At 63.5% G+C, this 21,395-nt stretch carries 2 protein-coding genes; both read right to left on the reverse strand.

The genetic code is table 11. The annotated features are described in order from the left end of the window. Positions 1-19: 19 nt before the first annotated feature. The gene (locus L6D82_RS21195; RefSeq protein ID WP_236191460.1) at positions 20-8,320 is read right to left on the reverse strand and encodes a non-ribosomal peptide synthetase; all 8,301 of its coding nucleotides are present in this window, start codon (positions 8,318-8,320) and stop codon (positions 20-22) included. Further along, positions 8,317-21,315 carry a non-ribosomal peptide synthetase gene (locus L6D82_RS21200; protein ID WP_236191462.1) on the reverse strand — a complete coding sequence of 4,333 codons (12,999 nt, stop codon included), beginning with the start codon at positions 21,313-21,315 and terminating at the stop codon, positions 8,317-8,319. Before L6D82_RS21200 ends, L6D82_RS21195 begins: the two co-directional genes overlap by 4 nt. Between the last annotated feature and the right edge of the window lie 80 nt (positions 21,316-21,395).

Raw genomic sequence — 21,395 nt, forward strand, 5'->3', positions numbered from 1 at the left:
TCCAGGATAAAGACTTCAATCAGGACAATACTTGACCCGCCGCCACCGTCAGCCCGTCATGCCACCACGCCGCGAGACTGAAGACGTTGGGCGCCTTGAGGATCGTGAAGTGGTTGCCCGGGCCGTACCACACCGCCAGATCCCTGGTCTCGCGCTGCCAGCCTTCGAGCATCGCCGCCTGTTCGCGCTGGTTGCCTGATGCGTCCAGCGTCGGGTCGTCTACCAGCGCCAGACGCACCGGCCCGGTGTAGGCCAGAGCCGGCCGATAGACCGTGCGCAGCGCGGTGGCGAAGGTCCGCACCGGGCCCTGCATCGCGTCGAATGACGCGCGTTCGGACAGCACACCGGCGCGCACCATTCCCTCGTGCAGCAGGCGCATTTGCGTGCTGTCGTCGGCTTCGGCGAAGGCCAGCGCATCGATACCCAGAGACTTGCCGCTGGACAATTGCAGCGACTCGATCAGTCTCAGCAGCGCTGCCGTGGTGGTGTAAGGCTTGCCCACCACGCTGTTGCCGCCCGGTGATTCACTGTCGATCAGGGTCAGGGACGCCACCTCGCGCCCCGCCGCCTGCAACTGCGCCGCCATGGCGTAAGCCACCCAGCCACCGAACGAATGCCCGATCAGATGCACCGGCCCTTGCGGATACAACTGCTCAAGCGCCCGCAGGTAGAACGTGGCGGCACTTTCGACCCGGCTGTGCGGCACCGTCGCGCCGTCGAGGCCTCGGGGTTGCAACCCATGAATCGGCCACTCCGGCCCCAGCGCCTCGGTCAGGTGGATGAACCCGGTAACACTGTCGCCAGCCCCCGGCACACAGAAAATCGGCGCATGCCCGGTATGGCCGGTCTGAATGGTCAAGATCGGCTGATAGGCCGTTGGCGCTGGCGCAGTCGCCGTTTCCAGCGCCTGAGTCAGGGCCTGCCCCAATGCCTGAACGTGGGGTGCTTTCATCATGCTCTGGTGATCGCCCGGTACGTCGATGCAGTGCAGCTGCGCACCTGGCAACTCCTCAGCCCAACCACGCGTGGCGCTGAGTCGTGACATTTGCGCCGAACGCTCCTTGGCACGCAGCAGATGCAACGGCAGACCGATCGGGTTGATCCGGTAATGGGCCAACGCATGCCCGTGGGCCACTTCCCGGTCGAGGTAATGCCAGGCATCCGCCGACGAGACAGCCGCCAGCTCGGGTCTGAGCAACTGCTGTTCGTGACAATGGTTGAACAAATCGGCGAACGCCCACTGCTCAAGTTCAGTCTGCAACACCGCCAGACGCGCCAATGCTTGCTGCCCCTGTGTTTCGTGCCCGGCCCAATGCGCCGTGCAATGCAAAAGCAGTTGGCGCTTGTGCACATGTGCATCGTTCCACTGCGCCTTGTTCGGATCGGCCAGGCGCGGCACGTAGGTGTCGATCAGCCCGACGAACGCCACTGACTCGTCCATCCCGAGCAGTTGCGCCGCGATTTCATAAGCCAGCACGCCACCGAACGACCAGCCGGCAAGCCGATAAGGGCCGTGGGGTTGTGTGGCGCGGATCACCTCGACCAGCCGGGCCGCCAGGCACTCCATGGTGCGCAGTTGCGCCATACCGGGATCGATACCCGGCAAGCCGTAAATCGGGAACTCGCCGCCGATATGCAGGCCCAGCGCCGGGAAATACAGGTCCCGACCACTGAACTCATGCACCAGGAACAACGGCGTGCCTTGGTCACTTGCACGCACCACGACCACGCCGTCATGGAGCGGCACAGCGTCACTGCGCTGGCACAGCAGCGTGGCAGTCCCCTCGACCGTGGGATGCTGGAACAGCTCGGCCAACGAAATCGGCCTGTCGGACTTTTGCATCAGATCGACAAGCCGCACCGCCAGCAGCGAATGCCCGCCCAGTTCGAAGAAGTTGTCATGGCGGCCTACCCGCCCGACTTGCAACACTTCAGCCCATAGCCCGGCCAGTGATTCCTCAAGAGGATTGGCCGGCGCTTCATAGTCACGTATGACCAGCGCTTGGTGTGTCGGCGCCGGCAAGGCTTTGCGATCGACCTTGCCGTTGTTGTTCAGCGGCAGGCTCTCCAGCGCCACCCAGGCGGTCGGCACCATGTACTCCGGTAACCTGGCTTGCAGCAGCGCGCGGAGGGTAGCGCCCTGCAATGCAGGATCGTGCGCCGTGTAATAGGCCACCAGCCGCGTTGGTTCCTGTCCGTCGCGTCGGGCCAGAACCACCGCTTCCTTGACCCCCGGACAGCTCAACAGGCGGTTTTCGATTTCTCCGAGCTCAATGCGGAAGCCGCGAATCTTCACCTGGTCATCATTGCGGCCGATGCATTCCAGTCGCCCCGGCGCCTGCCAGCGCACCAGGTCGCCCGTGCGATACATCAAGGCCTGCGGATTGTCGCTGAACGGATCCCGGAGGAATTTCTCGGCACTCAGTCGAGGCCGATTCAGATAGCCCAGCGCAACCCCCTGACCACCGATGTACAACTCACCGGTTACGCCGAACGGCACCGGTTGTTGCCGGTTATCCAGCACATACACGCGGGTATTGCCGATGGGGCCGCCAATCGAAACGCTGTCCGCTTCCGGCGCCACCTCACGCACTTCGAAGGTGGTGGCGTACGTCGTGGTTTCGGTCGGGCCATAACAATGCACCAGGCGCAGGTCCGGTGCTTCGGCGAGCAGCTTTCGAAACGCTGCCGGATCGCCACGCTCCCCACCGCACAGCAGGATGCGCAGCCTTTTGAGCGCCTCGGGAATCAATTGCACGTACTGATTGAACAACGCTGTGGTGACGAAGAGGATCGTCGCCCCGCACCGGTCAAGCTCCCTACCGAATGCCTGTGGGTCGAGCAAGGTCGCATGATCGATCACGGCCACCTGGCCACCGTTGAGCAAGGCGCCCCAGATATCCATTGTGCTCGCATCGAACGCCGGGTTCGAAGCGAATGCCACCCGGTCACTCGAGTTGAAATCGGCGTAGCCGCAGTCGATCACAAGGCGGGTAATGCCGCGATGCGGCACCATGACCCCCTTCGGGGTGCCCGTGGAGCCCGAGGTGTACATGATGTACGCCAGCGCCTCCGAGGACTGAGGCAGATCCGGGTTGTGCGAAGGACTCCCGGCAAGCGCCAGGGTATCCAGATCCATTCGCCGTACCGGGTACTCGATGACCTGATCGCTGCCGGTCAACAGCGCGACCGCCTGACAATCCTGCACCATGAATGCCTGACGCTCGGCGGGTGCGTTGATGTCCAGCGGCACATAGGCCGCCGCACACTTGATGATCGCCAACTGCGCGACCAACAACTCCAGCGAGCGTGGCAACAGAATCGCCACATGATCGCCGGGCTGCACACCTTGAGCGATGAGATGATGCGCCAGGCCGTTGGCGCTGCGGTTCAGTTCCGCGTAACTCAACACCTGCGTCCCGTGCACCGCGGCAACGGTTTGCGGATGCTCGGCGGCCTGCATCTCGAAGACCCGGTGCACGGTAAGCACTTGCGGACAGTCCGGTGCGGTGGCGTTGAATTCGTCGAGCAACTGCGTGCGTTCCTGATCCTCGATTATCTGCGCGTGTTCCAGCACTGCCTGGTCGTTGTTGACCATGGCCTGCAACAAGCGCTGGAAATAACCGACATAACGCCGTGCCGTCGCCTCATCGAACAGCGCTGTGGCGTACTCCATCCAGCCATTTATCCCGTTGGGCGATTCACCCAGGGTCAGGGTCAGGTCGAACTTGGCGAAGTGACTCGGCTCCGCCACCGCTTCCAGGGTCAGATCCCCCAGCGCCAATACCGGCCCGTCGCTGTTGCGCCAGTTGAACATGGTCTGGAACAGCGGGCTGTGGGCCAGGCTGCGGGCCGGTCGGGCAATTTCCACCACTTGCTCGAAGGGCAGGTCCTGATGGGCCTGGGCCTGCAGGGTCAGCGCCTTGACCCGCGCCAGCAGCGCTTCGGTGCTCAACTCACCGGAAGTATCAATGCGTAACGCCAGGGTATTGACGAACAACCCGATCAATCCGTCGATTTCGGCCCGGAAACGGTTGGCCACCGGCGAACCGACCACCACGTCCGATTGCCCGGCCAACCGGCTGAGCAGCATCGCCCACACGCTCAGCATCGTCATGTACAGCGTCACGCCATGGCGCTGGCTCAAGGCTTTGAGGCCGGCGCTCAAGCGCTCGTCCAGGCACACTTCGACGCTGCTGCCGGCGTAATCCTGTTGCGGTGGTCGCGGTCGGTCGGCAGGCAACGTCAGCAAGGCTGGCGCATCGGCCAGCGTGCGTTGCCAATATTCGCTCTGGCGCTGCAAAACCTCCCCGCTCAGCCAGCGTCGCTGCCAGACGGCATAGTCGGTGTATTGCAACGCCAGCGGCGGCAAAGGGTCCGCCAACCCCTGACTGAAAGCCTGATACAACGCCATCAGCTCGCGGGTCAGCACTTCCATCGACCAACCGTCGGAGATGATGTGATGCAAGGTGATCAGCAACACATGGTGATCGTCGGCCATACGCACCAGCCGTCCGCGAATCAACGGATCGTCCTGCAGGTCGAACGGGCCGGAAGCTTCCCCCTGAATCAGCGCCTGCAAGGCTTCGTCAGCCTGCGGGTGCTGGCGCAGGTCCTCGACCCGCAGCAGCACGCCACTGTCGGGCGGAGTAATCAGCACCTGGGCTTCGCCGTTGTACGGCATGAAACGGCTGCGCAGGCTTTCGTGGCGGGCGACAATCCGGGCCAGCGCCCGCTGTAGCGCATCGGCGTCGAGCACACCGCGCAGACGCAGGCTGATCGGAATGTTGTAAGCCGTGTTGGCACCTTCCATCTGCGCCAGAAACCAGAAGCGCTGCTGGGAAAACGACAGCGGCAATGCGCCTTCCCGTGGCACCGGCAGGATCGGCGGCTGCGTAGAGCGGCCGGCCCGGGTCAGCGACTGCGCCACCGACGCCAGTTCGGCATTGGCGAACAACTCGCCGAGCGCAAGCTCCACACCCAGCCGTTGACGCACTTGCGCGACCATGCGCATGGCCAGCAACGAATGGCCGCCCAACTCAAAGAAATGATCCTGACGCCCTATCCGTTCGACCTGCAGAACCTCGGCCCAGATCTGCGCCAGTGTGCATTCCAGCTCGCCTTGTGGTGCCTCGTATTCGCGTGTGAGCAGGGCTGTGCGCTCCGGTAACGGCAAGGCCTTGCGATCGAGCTTGCCATTGGCGGTCAGCGGCAAGCTGTCGAGCCTGACAAACGCGACCGGCACCATGTATTCGGGCAACTGGCCCAGCAAATGCTCGCGCAGCTGCGCTACCGCCAGTGGCTGCACCTGGGCCTGTTCGGTGAAATAGGCCACCAGCCGCGGTTGTCCTGGCTCGTCTTCACGAGCCAGGACAACCACTTCCTGAAGGCCGGGAAGCTGATGCAGACGGCTTTCGATTTCCCCCAATTCGATGCGCATGCCGCGGATTTTCACTTGATCATCGTTGCGCCCCAGATATTCGATCGTCCCGTCCGGGCGCCAGCGAGCAAGGTCGCCAGCGCGATACATACGCGCATTCGGTCGTTCACTGAAGGGGTCCGGCAGAAAGCGTTCAGCGGTCAGTTGCGCACGGTTCAAGTAACCGCGCGCCACGCCTGCGCCACCGATATACAGCTCGCCGGATACGCCGATCGGCACCGGACGCTGTTGGTCGTCGAGCAGGTACACCGAGGTATTGCTCACCGGTTTGCCGATGTGCAGCGCCTCCCCCGCCTCGATCCGTCCGGACGTGGCGACTACGGTGGCTTCGGTAGGGCCATAGTTGTTGATCACATCGAAATGCTGATTGCGCGAAAACTGACGCAAGCGGTCGCCGCCGATCAGCAGGGTACGCAATGTCGGGTGCTCGAGATGCCGGCTGAAGGCGTATTCGGCGACGGGCGTCGGCAGGAAACTCACGTCCAGCGGTTGCGCGCACCACCAGGCCAGCAGCCCGTCGACGTCTTCACCGCCGTCCTGCGCAGGCGCCAGGTGCAGGGTCGCGCCAACGGACAGAGCTGGCCAGACTTCCCATGCCATTGCGTCGAAGCCGAACCCGGCCAGACTCGACGTATGGCGACCGGCACACAGGTCAAAGGCGTTGCTGTGCCAGTCGACCAGATTGGCCAGTGTCTGGTGTTCGACCATCACGCCCTTGGGCAAACCGGTGGAGCCGGAGGTGTAGATCACGTAAGCCAGGTTCGCCTCGGACAAACCTGGTACCACCGGGTTTGCGTCATTGCCTGAGCGCCAGGTGCGCGGGTCGAGATCAAGCACCGGCAGCTCCTGCGCCGGTAGCCGTGCGAGCAAATCACGTGAGGTCAGGATCGCCACCGGTGCGCAATCACTCAGCAAATAGTTCAGGCGTTCGGCCGGGTGCGCGGGGTCGATCGGCACATACCCGGCGCCTGCCTTGAGGACGGCGAGCAATCCGGCCAGGGTATCCAGCCCTCGCCGGGCGACAATGGCTACCCGGTCATCCGGTTGCACGCCCAGTTCGATCAAGCGATGTGCCAGAAGGTTGGCCTGGCGGTTCAATTCGTGGAACGTCAGTTGCTTGTCCAGCTGCACCGCTGCCAGCGCTTGCGGTCGCGCGACGACCTGCGCCTCGAAGCGTTGATGAATCGTCTGTCCGCGTACGTATTCAACATCACTGGTGTTGAACCCCGTCAACAGCTGTTCGCGCTCCAGGGCGGGCAGAACCGACAGTTGGCTCAACGGCGTATCCGCAGCTTGCTCCAGTGTCTGCAACAGGTTTTCCATGGCACACACCATATAGCCGCAGATGCGCTGCGCCTCGACTTCACGGGTGGCCAGCAGCGTCAGGCTGAAGTGATCGCCAAAGTCATCGATGCTCAAGGTCAGCGGGTAATTGGTGCGTTCCTCCGCATGCAGGACGCTGATCCCCTCCCAGGCCGAGAGCGCTTCGGCACTGGCATTGGCACTCGAGGTGCTGTGCCGGTAGTTGAGCAGCGAACTGAACAGCGGCGATGACCCGACCACCCCGCTGCAACGCTGGGCCAGCACCAGCGGGGCGTGCTCATGGCGCATCAGACGGGTCAGACGTGCATGGGTGGCCTTCACCGACTCGCTTGCTGCCAGCGCGCTGACCTCGACACGGAACGGCAAGGTGTTGATGAAAATGCCCAGCGCGCGCTCGGTCGACTCCGCCCCTTGCATCCGCCCCATCAGCACGGTACCGAACACAACGGCGGACTTGCCGGTGAGTGCATTCAGAACCTGCCCCCAGCCGAGATGGAACAGACTCGCGACACTCACGCCTAGCGACCGGGCACTGGCTCGCAGGCGCTGCCCCAGCAACGGGTCAAGTGGCACACCGCACTCTTCGATGTCGCTGCCGTCGCCATGTACGCCTTGCAGGCCGAACGGCAACGTCGGCTCGTCGATGTCACCGAGCATCTCGCGGAAAAACGCCTCGTGCTCCGCCTCGCTGATGCCTAGCCGCGCCTGGGCGACATAATTGCGAAACGGTACGGGCGCTCCCAGTCTGGCGCTCTGCCCTGACAGGCAAGCCTGCATTTCCTCGCTGACCACAGCGAGCGCCGAGTGGTCCATTGCCATGTGGTGAAACAGCAATATCGCGACAATACGCCCGGACTCTGCATCCCAGGCATGGGCCAGGCGCAATAGCGGTGCACGTGTCACGTCGAGACGGAAATGCCGGGCGTCGAATCGCGCATGCAACTGCTCCAGAACATCGCCTTGAGCCACATCGAGCTGCACTTCTTCCACAGGTAACCCGACACGTCGCAGGACCACTTGCACCGGCGTGTCCAGTCCTTCCCAAACGATGGCGGTGCGCAGAATGTCGTGGCGTTCGATGACGGTCTGCAGGGCCTGGACGAATGCCTCGAACCGCTCGGGTCCGCTGAACGCGAATTTCGCCTGCATCACATACGGATCACCCTGTGCAGCGCTCGCGTGGTGGTAGAGGATGCCCTCCTGCAACGGCGTCAACGGGTAGATATCCTGGACATTGGCGCCGCCGCCAGGGATCTGCGCGACAATTTGATCGAGGGTGTCCTGGCTCAGGTCAACCATTGTCAGCATCACCGGGGTGACCCGTGTTGTGCCCGGTGAAATGCCATTGACCGGCACTGCAACCTGCCCTTCCCGTACGGGCGAGTAAACGCCCGCCTCGATCAGCTCGATCAACGCCGGTTTTTGCTCGCGCAATGCGGCCAGCAAGGCCGGTTCACTCAGGGCCTGCTTGTTTCCATTGACCCGTAATTGCCCGTCCGTGATTGCCAACTGGATGTCTTTTGTCTTCAGTGTCGCCAACAGTTCATTCAGGTTCACAGGACGATCTCCATTCTTTCCGTGATAGCCGCGTAACCAGCCAGAGTCGGTTGCTCGAACAACGTCCGGACATCGGCTTCGATACCTTCCTGTTGCAGGCGCCCGATCAGACTGACCGCCAGCAACGAATGCCCACCCAGCTCAAAGAAATGGTCTTGTCGCCCGACGCGCTCGACTTTGAGCAATTCGCACCACAGTCCCGCGAGGAGGATTTCCATCTCGCCGACCGGGGCTTCGTATTCGCGAATGCTGACTGCAGCCGAATCCGGTGCGGGCAGCGCCTTGCGATCGACCTTGCCGTTGGGGCTCAGCGGCAGGCTGTCGAGCGCGACAAACGCCGACGGCACCATGTAATCGGGCAAGCGTGCCAGCAAGTGTTCGCGCAACGCCTCGATCCCCGGTTGCCCGGCGTCGGCATGCCAGGTGAAGTACGCCACCAGACGCTCCTCACGCACCATCACCACGGCTTCGCGCAGCGCTGGATGGCTGACCAGTTGCGCTTCGATCTCACCCGGTTCCAGGCGCAGGCCACGCAGCTTGACCTGGAAGTCGTTGCGCCCGATGAATTCGAGCTGCCCATCGGCGCGGTAACGCACTAGGTCGCCCGTGGCGTACAGCCGATCGCCGGCCACGAACGGGCTCGGGATAAACCGTTCAGCCATCAACTGCGGCAGGCCCAGATAGCCCCGCGCAACCCCGGCACCACCAATGAACAACTGACCGATCACGCCCATCGGCACCGGCCGCTTGGCGGCATCGAGGACATACAGACGGGTGTTGTTGATCGGCCGCCCGATCGGCAACGCGCTGTCCGGCACCGGCATCGACGGTTCCAGCGTCCACACCGTGCTGTCGACCGTGGCTTCGGTCGGGCCGTAAACGTTGTGCAAACGCACTTGCGGCAAACGCTCGCGCACACGGCGAGCCAGCGCCGGCGTCAGGTCACCGCCGCCACAGAACACATCGGTGAGGCTGCTGCACTGGCTGACATCGTCCTGCTCGAGGAACTGTTGCAACAGGACCGGCACGAACTGGATCACGCTGATCCGTTGCTCGCGAATCACCTGCGCCAGATAAGCCGGCTCGCGGTGCCCGTCAGGACGCGCCAGCACCAGACGCAGGCCAGCGTTCAGAGGCCAGAACAGCTCCCAGACCGAGGCATCGAAACTGAACGGGGTTTTCTGCAACAGCGCGCCGTCCGTCACGGCGGGACACAGCTGCGAACTCCAGTGCAGCAAATTGCCGACGCCACGATGCTCGACCATCACGCCCTTCGGCGCACCGGTCGAACCGGAGGTATAGATCACGTAGGCCAGGTTCGAAGTGCTCAGGTTCGGCACTTGCGGATTGTCATCCGGATTGAATGTCCAGTGGTCCTGATTTAGATCGATCACCAGCGCGGTGCTCTCGCCCAGCAACTCACGCGTCGCCCCGTGCACCAGCACCGCTACCGGGGCGCTGTCCTTGAGCATGTAATCCAGACGTTCCGCCGGATACGCCGGGTCCAGCGGCACATAGGCGCCGCCAGCCTTGAGGATGCCGAGCAGACCGACCATCAGCTCCAGCCCGCGCTCGACACAGATTGCCACCCGAGAATCCGGCCCCACGCCCAGCTCGCGCAAGTGATGGGCCAGACGGTTGGCCTGTGCGTTGAGTTCGGCGTAAGTCAGCCGCTGTTCACCAGCCTGCAACGCAACGGCTAGTGGCGTGCGTTGTACCTGCACTTCGAACAGCCCGTGAACGGTTTGCTCCAGATCATCGGCGGTGCCGGTGACATTGAGGTCGTAAAGCACCCGCTGACGTTCTGCGCCGTCAAGGATCGGCAAGCGGTTCAGCGGCTGATCCGGTGCCTGTTCCAGAGCCTCCGCCAGTGTCTCCAGCGCGGTCTGCATGTAGTCGCAGATCCGCTGCGAACCGATGCTCGCCGGGGTCATGGCGGTGAGCACAAAACCGCTGCCCAGATCATCGACGCCCAGACTCAGCGGATAGTTGGTGCGCTCTTCGCTGCTCAGGGTCTCGATGCCCTGCCAGGCCTGACGCCGGTTTTGCTGTTGCGCCTCGTCGGCGCTGTGCCGGTAGTTGAGCATCGAACTGAACAGCGGCGACGGCGCGGCCACGCCGCTGCAACGCTGGGCCAGCGCCAGTGACGCGTGTTCATGGCCAAGCAGCGCACTGAGCCGCGCATGCGTCGCCCGAGCTCCTTCGCGCACCGGGGCTGCCCCCAGATCGACCCGCAGCGGCAAGGTGTTGATGAACATCCCCAACGCCCGGTCGGCACCCTCGCCGCCCTGCATCCGGCCCATCAGCACCGTGCCGAATACAACACGATCCTGCCCGGATGTCGCGGCCAGCACCTGTGCCCACGCGAGGTGGAACAGGCTGGCCACGCTGATGCCCAGTTGCCGTGCGAGGCTGCGCAGACGCTGGCTGGTCGCTTCGGTCAGGGCCTGTCGCGTTTCCTCGATGTCGCTACCGTCACCTTGCACATCCTGCAAACCGAACGGCAGGGTCGGCTCGTCGATGTCGCCGAGCATGTCGTGGAAGAACGCTTCGTGCTCCTGCTCGCTGACACCCAGCCGCGCCTGCGCCACGTAGTTGCGGTAAGGCACCGCCGCGCCCAGCGAGGCTTCGCGCCCTTGCAGGCAGGCGAGCATTTCGTGCTGCACCACGTCCAGCGCAGTGTGATCCATCACCACATGGTGGAACAGCAACATCGCGACCACCCGGTCGTGGGCCGGATCACGGGCATACACCAGACGCAGCAACGGTGCCTGGCTGATGTCGAGGCGGTAGTGACGGGCATCGAAATGCTCGTGCAACTGCTCAAGAACGTCGCCATCCGCCGGGTCGAACAGGATCTCCTGCACCGGTAACTCGACGTGACGCCATACCACTTGCATCGGCTCGGCCAGTTTCTGCCAGATCACCGCCGTGCGCAGGATGTCGTGGCGTGCAATGACCTTGCGCAGCGCCGCCGCGAAGCTGTCGAGCCGCTCGAGGCTGTCGAAAGCCAGCCACGATTGCAGCAAGTACGGGTCGCCCTGCTCCGCACTCAGGTGGTGATAAAGGATGCCTTCCTGCAACGGCGCCAGCGGATAAATGTCCTGCACGTTGGCGGCGCCACCCGGCACGCTGGCCACGATCCGGTTGATGCTCGGCTGATCCAGTTCAGTCAGGCTCAGCAAATCCGGGGTGATGCGGGTGCAGTCGGCAGGAATGCGATTGGCCGGCACTTCGATTTCGCGACCGCTGCCTACCGCTGCGGCCAGTGCAGCCAGCGTTGGTTGGCTGAACAGCACGCGCACATCGGTGTTCAGGCCGATCTGGCGCAGGCGTTCGATAAGGCTCACGGCCAGCAGCGAGTGGCCGCCCAGTTCGAAGAAGTTGTCGTGGCGACCGACTTTTTCCAGCTTCAGAACATCGGCCCAAATCTGCGCCAGCGTAGTTTCCACCGGGCCTTGCGGGGCCTCGTATTCACGGCTGAGCCATGCGCTTTGATCCGGCTCCGGCAAAGCCTTGCGGTCGAGTTTGCCGTTGGCGGTCAGCGGCAAAGTGTCGAGTCGCACATAAGCCGCCGGGATCAGCGCTTGCGGCAACCGGGTTTGCAGATGATTGCGCAGAGCTTCGATATCAGTCGGCGCTCGCTCGGTGAACCACACCAGCAACTGCCCGTCGCGCACCAGCGCTACTGCGTCCTGCACTGCCGGATGGGTACTCAGGGCGGCTTCGATTTCCCCCAGTTCAACCCGCACGCCGCGCAGTTTCACCTGATCGTCGTTGCGGCCCAGGTACTCGATGTTGCCGTCCGCCAGCCAGCGTGCGAGGTCGCCGGTTCGGTACATGCGTCCTTCGTTGAACGGATCATTCAGGAAGCGTTCGGCGGTCAGATCGGGACGGTTCAGATAACCCCGCGCCACCCCAGCGCCGGCGACGTACAACTCGCCCGTGACACCTACTGGCACCGGACGTTGCTGGTCATCGAGCAGATAGATTCGGGCGTTGGCCATCGGCCGGCCGATGTGCAGCGGTTGGCCGACTTCGACCGGCCCGGACGTGGCGACCACCGTAGCCTCGGTCGGGCCGTAGTTGTTGATCACCGAGAAGGTCTGCTCGCGATTGAACTGACGCAGCTTGTCGCCGCCGATCAGCAACGTGCGCAGGGTCGGATGTTGCAGTTCGCGGCTGAACGCATATTCGGCCACTGGAGTTGGCAGGAAACTGACCTGCAACGGCTGCGCCCGCCACCAGTCAAGCAGTTCGTCCAGATGCTCGTTGCTCACCGATTCCGGCGGCAAGTGCAACGTCGCACCGACGCAAAGCGCAGGCCAGACTTCCCAAGCCATCGCATCGAAACCGAACCCGGCCACGCTGGCGGTGTGGCTGCCGGCGTGCAGGTCAAAGGTTTCGGTGTGCCAGTGCACAAGGTTTTCCAGGGTCGCGTGTTCGACCATCACGCCTTTTGGCTGGCCAGTGGAGCCCGAGGTGTAGATCACGTAGGCCAGGTTGTCCGGCGTAAAATCGGCGACCTGCGGATCAGCAACCGACAGGTCTTGCCAGGTCTCATGGGCAAGATCAATCACAGGTACGCCAGCCTGATTCGGCAAAGCTACATCGCGAACCAGTAACACCCTCGGCGCACTGTCGGCCAGCATGTAAGCGATTCGCTCGGGTGGATAAGCCGGGTCGACCGGTACATAGGCGGCGCCGGCCTTGAGGATCGCCAGCAAACCGACCAGCATGTCCGGGCTGCGTTTGAGACAGATCGCCACTCGCGTATCGGTGGTAACACCCATCCCCTGCAGATGATGGGCCAGGCGATTGGCGCGCTGGTTCAATTGCCTGAACGTCAGGCGCTGCGTGCCGGCCTGAACCGCCACGGCCTCCGGCGTGCGCGCAACCTGCGCTTCGAACAGACGATGAACACCTTGCGCTGACGGGTAAACCGACGTGCTCGCGTTGAAGTCGCCAAGCAGCTGCGCGCGCGCCGCCGCTGACAGCACGTTGAGACGTTCAAAGGCCTGTCCGGGGTTGTCGGCCAACGCTGTCGCCAGCTCCGTGAGAGCGGTGTGCATCAGCTCGCAGACCCGCTGCGCCCCCACATGATCCGGGGTCAGTGCCGACAGATTGAAGCCATCACCCCGGTCGTTGATGCTCAGGGTCAACGGATAATTCGTGCGCCCGTCCTGGGCCAGGAATTCGATGCCTTGCCAGACCGGATCAACAGGCACTCGCGCAGCGTCGTGGCCGCCATGTCGATAGTTGAGTACTGCGCTGAACAGCGGCAAAGGCGCGGCCACGGCGCTGCAACGCTGAGCCAGTGCCAGCGACGCATGCTCATGTCCCAGCAAAGCCGCCAACCGCTCATGAACCGTGCGAACCGCTTCACTCACACTCTGCCCGTCAACCTCCACGCGCAGCGGCAAGGTGTTGATGAACATCCCCAAAGCCCGATCCGCGCCCTCGCCGCCTTGCATGCGCCCCAGCAGCACGGTGCCGAACACCACGTCCCGGCGTCCGGAAGTCGCCGCCAGCACCCGCGCCCAGGCGAGATGAAACAGGCTCGCGACGCTGACCCCGTATTGCCGCGCCTGGCGGCGCAGGTGCCGATTCAATTCCACTGGCAGCGCCAGCGAATGCTCCTCGATGTTGCGGCCATCGCCCTGTACGTCCTGCAAGCCGAATGGCAGGGTCGGCTCGTCAATATCACCGAGCATCTCGCGAAAGAAGCTTTCGTGTTCGTCCTCGCTGATGCCTTGGCGGGCCTGATGGACGTAGTTGCGGTAGGGCGCGGCGGGCGGCAAAGACTCAACCTGCCCCGGCAGATACAACTGCATTTCCCGGCGAACCACCTCCAGCGCGGTGTGATCCAGCACGACGTGATGAAACAACAGCACGCCTGCCACACGGTCATGCAGCGGATCTTCGGCATACACCAGACGGATCAGCGGTGCCTGACCGAGGTCGAGGCGATAATCCCGGGCATCGAAGCGTGCGCGCAACTGATCGAGGATATCGCCATCCAGCGGACTCAAATCGACCGATTGCACCGCCAGCGCAGCCTCTCGCCATACCACTTGCTGCGGGCTCGGCAATCCTTCCCAAACCAGACTGGTGCGCAGGATGTCGTGGCGCGCAATCACCTTTTGCAAGGCGTTGGCAAAAGCGCGCAGGCGCTCGATGCTGGCAAAGGCCAGACATGACTGTAATAAGTAGGGATCGCCCTCGGCGGCGCTCAGGTGATGGTAAAGAATGCCTTCCTGCAACGGCGCCAGCGGATAAATGTCCTGCACGTTGGCGGCGCCACCCGGCACGCTGGCCACGATCCGGTCGATGCTGGCCTGATCCAGTTCGGTCAGGCTCAGCAATTCCGGAGTGATGCGGGTGCAGTCGGCAGGAATGCGGTTGGCCGGCACTTCGATTTCGCGACCGCTCCCTACTGCCGCAGCCAATGCAGCCAGAGTCGGCTGGCTGAACAGCACGCGCACGTCGGTGTTGAGGCCGATCTGGCGCAGGCGTTCGATCAGGCTCACGGCCAGCAACGAGTGGCCGCCCAGTTCGAAGAAGTTGTCGTGACGTCCGACCTGCTCCAGCTTCAGGACATCGGTCCAGATCTGTGCCAACGCAGTCTCCACCGGACCTTGCGGGGCCTCGTATTCGCGGCTGAGCCAGGCGTTCTGATCCGGCTCCGGCAAGGCCTTGCGGTCGAGTTTGCCGTTGGCGGTCAGCGGCAAGGTGTCGAGTCGCACGTAAGCCGCCGGGATCAGCGCTTGCGGCAAACGGGTTTGCAGATGATTACGCAAGGCTTCGATATCGGCAGGCGCACGTTCGGTGAACCACACCAGCAACTGGCCGTCGCGCACCAGTGCCACTGCGTCCTGCACTGCCGGATGGCTGGCCAGCGCCGCTTCGATTTCCCCCAGTTCAACCCGTACGCCGCGCAGTTTCACCTGATCGTCGTTACGCCCCAGGTACTCGATGTTGCCGTCCGCCAACCAGCGTGCGAGGTCGCCGGTGCGGTACATGCGCCCTTCGTTGAACGGATCCTTCAGGAAGCGTTCGGCGGTCAGATCGGGACGGTTCAGGTAACCCCGCGCCACGCCCGCACCAGCGACGTACAACTCACCCGTCACACCCACGGGCACGGGGCGTTGCTGGTCATCCAGAATGTAAACTCTGGCATTGGCCATCGGCCGGCCGATGTGCAGCGGCTGGCCGACTTCGACCGGCCCGGATGTGGCGACCACCGTGGCTTCGGTCGGACCGTAATTGTTGATCACCGCGAAACTCTGTTCGCGGTTGAACTGCCGCAGCTTGTCGCCGCCGATCAGCAAGGTGCGTAGGGTCGGATGTTGCAGCTCGCGGCTGAAGGCATATTCGGCTACCGGTGTCGGCAGGAAACTCACCTGCAACGGCTGCGCCCGCCACCAGTCGAGCAGTCCGTCCAGGTGCTCATTGCTCACCGTTTCCGGCGGCAGGTGCAACGTCGCGCCGACGCACAACGCCGGCCAGACTTCCCAGGCCATCGCATCAAAACCGAAACCGGCCACGCTGGCGGTGTGGCTGCCCGCGTGCAGGTCGAAGGCTTCGGCGTGCCAGTGCACAAGGTTTTCCAGGGTCGAGTGTTCGACCATCACGCCTTTCGGCTGGCCGGTGGAGCCTGAGGTGTAGATCACGTAGGCCAGATGCTCGTGGGTCAGGTCCGGCAACTGTGGATTGCTGTCCGGCAGATGCTGCCAGGCGTCGCTGTCAAGATTGATCACCGGCACGGCACCCAGCAGGTCGCGAGTAGCCGTCTGTGCCAGCACCGCCACCGGATCGCTATCCTGCAACAGGTAAGCGATCCGTTCTGCCGGATGTGCCGGATCGACCGGAACATAACCGGCGCCAGCCTTGAGGATCGCCAGCAGCCCGATCAGCATCTGCGGACCACGCTGCACACAGAGCGCGACGCGGTCGTCCGGTTGCACACCGAGGCCGATCAGGTGATGGGCCAGGCGGTTGGCGCGGCGGTTCAAGCCGTCGTAGCTCAGGCTTTGCCCGCCCTGCACCACTGCCACAGCGTCGGGTTGGCTCGCCGCTCGCGCTTCAAACAATTGGTGCACCACATGGCCGTGGGCAAAGTCGCGACCGGTGACATTGAAACCGACCAGCACGCGTTGGCGTTCGGCCGCCGACAGAATCGACACCTGATTCATTGGCGCATGGCGATCCTGTTCCAGCGCGCTCAGCAAATTGTGCAATGCCGTTTGCAGGTAGTCGCAGACCCGCATGCCATCCACTTCGGGCACTGCCTGCACAGCAAGCCGGAAGCCCTGTCCAAGGTCATCGACGCTGACCACCAGCGGATAGTTGCTGCGCTCACGAGAATCGAGAATCCGGATGCCTTCCCATCCCGGCGTCGCCGTCTGCTGCGCGCTGTGGCGATAGTTGAGCAAGGTATTGAACAGCGGTTCCGATCCCGTCACGCCACTGCAACGTTGAGCCAGTATCAGCGGCGCTTGCTCATGCACCAGCAGCTGCGCCAGACGCTCGTGGGTCGCCCTGACACCCGCCTCCACCGCCGTGGCCCCGACATGGACCCGCAGCGGCAGAGTGTTGATGAACATGCCCAACGAACGATCGGCGCCCTCTCCCCCCTGCATGCGCCCCAGCAGCACCGTACCGAATACCACCTCCTCGCGCCCGCAGACTTGGGCAAGTACCTGACCCCAGGCCTGATGCACCAGACTCGCAACACTGATGCCCAGCGTGCGGGCCTGTTTGCGCAGGCGTGTGGCAAGACGCTCATCCAGTGCCAGCTCGCTGTCCACGATGTTTGTGCCATCGCCGAGTACGTCTCGCAGGCCGAACGCCAGGGTCGGTTCGACGATGTCGCCGAGCATCTCGCGAAAGAACGATTCATGTGCCTCGGCATTCGAACCGAGACGGGCCTGAGCGACATAGTTGCGGTATTGCACGGGGGGCGGCAGCGCGCCGACTTGCCCGTCAAGTGCGTCGCTCATCTCGGCCACCAACACCTCGAGCGCGGTGTGATCGAGCACGATGTGGTGCAACAGCAGGATTCCGACCCAGCGGTTTTGCAAAGGGTCTTCGGTGTAGGCGAAGCGCATCAACGGCGCACGCTGCAAGTCCAGGCGATAGTGTCGCGGATCGAAGCGCGCCTGCATTTGCTGCAACACATCACCGTCCTGCGGATCGGCATCCACCCGCTCCAGTGCCAGCGGCGCCGCACGCCAAACTACTTGCACCGGCTCCTCAAGGTTTTCCCTGACCACACTGGTACGCAGGATGTCATGCCGAGCGATGACGCTGTTCAACGCGCGAACGAACGCCTTGATCTGCGCCAGTCCGTCGAAGGCGAACTGCGCTTGCAGCACGTACGGGTCACCGTCGGCAATGGCCAGATGGTGATAGAGGATTCCCGACTGCAACGGTGCCAGGGCGTAGATGTCCTGCACGTTGTCGATACCGCCCTCGACGGTCTCGACGATACGGTCGATGGCCGCTTGATCCAGCGTGGCCAGCGGCAGCATGTCCGGGGTGATGCGGGTGCAACCGGGTTCGATGCGATTGGCCGGCACGCTGACCGTGGCGTCCCCTCCCAGCGTCGCCGCGAGTGCCGCCACGCTCGGCTGGCCGAACAGCACGCGGACGTCGCACTGCATGTCCTGCTGGCGCATGCGCTCGATCAGCTTCACCGCCAGCAGCGAATGACCGCCCAGCTCGAAGAAATTGTCATGTCTGCCCACCCGGTCCAATCCGAGCAAGGTCTGCCAGATTACAGCGATGCGGGTTTCGATTTCGCCAAGCGGTGCTTCAAACGCCCGCCGGGCGAAGGCTTCGTTGTCTGGCTGCGGCAACGCCCGGCGATCGAGTTTGCCGTTGGCCGTCAGCGGGAAGGCATCGAGGCGCACGAACGCGCCCGGCACCATATGCTCGGCCAGCGATGCCAGCAGGTGATCGCGCAATTGCGCAACGCTCGGTTCGACACCTTCGGCGGCCAGCCAGTAGGCCACCAGACGCGTGTCGCCGGGGCTGTCCTCGCGGGCGATCACCAGCGCATCGCGCACGCCGTCGCAGGCTGCAAGACGTGCCTGAATCTCGCCAAGTTCGATACGGAAACCACGGATTTTCACTTGGTCGTCGTTGCGTCCCAGGTATTCGAGTTCGCCCTCCACCGTCCAGCGTGCCAGATCGCCGGTCTTGTACAAACGCGCTTCGGCATGCTCGCTGAACGGGTCGGCAATGAAGCGCTCGGCGGTCAACGCATCACGATTCAGGTAACCACGGGCAACCCCGGCGCCACCCACATACAACTCACCGGTCACCCCGGCTGGCACTGGCTCCCGCCGAGCATCGAGGACGTATAGCTGCAGGTCGGGAATGCGCACGCCGATCGGGCTGCTGGCGGTCAATTGTGCGTCTGCCGCCACCAACGGACGGTAGGTCACATGCACCGTGGTTTCGGTGATGCCGTACATGTTCACCAGCCGGGTGCCGGCGTTGCCGACCCGCGCATACCAGGGTTTGAGCGATCCTGGCTCCAGCGCCTCACCACCAAAAATCACCTCGCGCAGCGAATGCTGCAACGGGCTGCGGCCCTGGGCGGCGACCAACTGCCGGAACGCGCTTGGCGTCTGGTTGAGTACAGTGACGCCCGAGCGGCAGAGCAACGCATAACACTCGTCCGGCGAGCGGCTGATGTGTTGCGGCACCACCAGCAACTGTCCGCCGTACGCCAGCGCACCCCAGATTTCCCAGACCGAGAAATCAAAGGCAAACGAGTGGAACAACGCCCAGACGTCTTGCGCATTGAACCGGAACCAATCGTGGGTCGCGCCAAACAGGCGTGCCACGTTGCGGTGCTCGACCATCACCCCTTTTGGCAGCCCGGTGGAGCCAGAGGTGTAGATCACGTAGGCCAGATGCGCCGGACTCAAGTCCGGGATCTGTGGATTGAACTCCGGTTCATTTTGCAAACCTTGGTCGTCGAGATCGATCTGCGGCACGGAGAGCCCGGCAATCCGATCCAGAGTCGCTGCCTGCATCAGCACCGCCACCGGCGCACTGTCTTGCAGGGTGAAGGTGATGCGCTCCAGCGGATAAGCCGGATCGATCGGCACATATCCGGCACCCGCTTTGAGCACGCCGAGCAGGCCGGCGATCATTTGCGGGCCGCGCTCGACGCAGATCGCTACCCGGTCATCCGGACGGATGCCAAGGGCGAGCAAACGATGGGCTACCTGGTTGGCCTGTCGGTTGAGTGCCTCATAACTGTAAGTCCTGCCCTCGAACAGCAACGCGACTGCCTCGGGCCGGGTGTGCGCATGCGCTTCGAATTGCTGATGGATCAACGGCGTGTCGGGAAACGTCGCCTTCGGTGAATTGACGCCATACAACCAGTGCTCACGCTCGGCGGGCGGCAGGATGTTGAGGCTGTGCAATGCGGCTTGCGGGTTGTTCTGCAGCGCATCGACAAGACTGCCCAGTGCCGTGCGCAGGTATCCGGCGATTCGGGAGGCGCCAAGCGTCGCGTCGGCCAGCACCGTGATGCGCAGGTCCTGACCAAGGTCATCGATGTTGACCGTCAGCGGGTAGTTGGTGCGCTCGCGGGCGCCCAATACGTGCACCCCCGGCGACAGCTCGATCACCTCGGCAACTTCCTCCACGCTGCTGTGGCGGTAGTTGAGCATGGCGCTGAACAGCGGCGTCGGCACCGCCACGGCGCTGCAACGCTGGGCCAGTGCCAGAGACGCCTGCTCATGGGCGAGCAGCGCGGTCAGGCGTCGGTGCGTCGCCAGCACGCCGTCATGAACGCTCGACCCGCCGACATCCACCCGCAAAGGCAGCGTATTGATGAACATCCCCAATGCTTGCTCGACACCGTCAGCCGCATTCATCCGTCCCAGCAGAACGGTGCCGAACACCACCGTCGAGCGCCCGCACAACTGCCCCAGCACGCGTGCCATGGCCAGGTGCATCAGGCTCGCCACGCTCACCCCCGATTGTCGCGCGTGGGTACGCAGGCGCTGGCTCAGATCGCTGTCGAGCATGCACGAGACTTCCTCAATGCCCTGACCGTCACCTTGAACATCATGCAAGCCACCGGGCAGCGTCGGCTCGTCGATGTCGCCGAGCATCTCGCGAAAAAATGCCTGGTGCGCTTGCTCATCCGACTCCAGACGTGCCCTCGCCAGGTGGTCGCGAAACGGCACCGCCCTCGCGACTTCGGCATCGCGGCCTGACAGGTAGGCCTGAATTTCCCGGCGTACCACATCGAGCGCGACGTGATCCATGATCATGTGATGGAACAGCAACAATGCGACCACCCGGTCGTTGGCCGGATCCTCGGCGAACACCAGCCGCAACAATGGGGCCTGTTGCAGGTCGAGGCGAAAGTACTGCGGGTCGTGGCGTGCCAGCAATTGCGCGAGTACGTCCTCGCGATCATTCAGATCGACTTCCTCACTGACCAGCGGGGCTTCACGCCAGACCACCTGCACGGGATCGTCCAGATGCTCCCAGAGGATGGCGGTGCGCAAAATGTCATGGCGCCCGATCACCCGACGCAGCGCGTCGGTGAATGTATCCAGCCGTCCGCGACTGTCGAACGTGAACCGCGCCTGCGACACGTAGGGATCCCCCTCCGGCGCGGAGAGATGGTGATAAAGCAGCCCCTCCTGCAACGGCGCCAGCGGATAGATGTCCTGCACGTTCACCACGCCGCCCGGCACGGTGGCGACGATGCGGTCGATGGCCGGCTGATCCAGCGGCACCAGCGGCAGCATGTCCGGGGTGATGCGCAGCGCCGGGCTCGACCAGTTGCCGCCGTGGCTCGCCACCAGTTCCAGCAACTGCGCCTTGTGTTTGGCGAGGCTGTCCCACAACGCATCGTCCAGTGCGTCGTCATCGCCCAGAATGACCAGGTCTTCATCGTCCTGTTGAAGGCGGATCGCATGGGTGGAAATAACAGCCATCAGCTCGCGAAATTGCATGGGGGTAACCTGCTGTAAATTCGGGAAAAAGGAGCGCGCAGCGGTGAGTCCGTGCGGCCGCGCGCAGCCCGGAAAAGCTA

The sequence above is a fragment of the Pseudomonas paraglycinae genome, from assembly GCF_021601625.1.
GTDB classification, from domain to species: domain Bacteria; phylum Pseudomonadota; class Gammaproteobacteria; order Pseudomonadales; family Pseudomonadaceae; genus Aquipseudomonas; species Aquipseudomonas paraglycinae.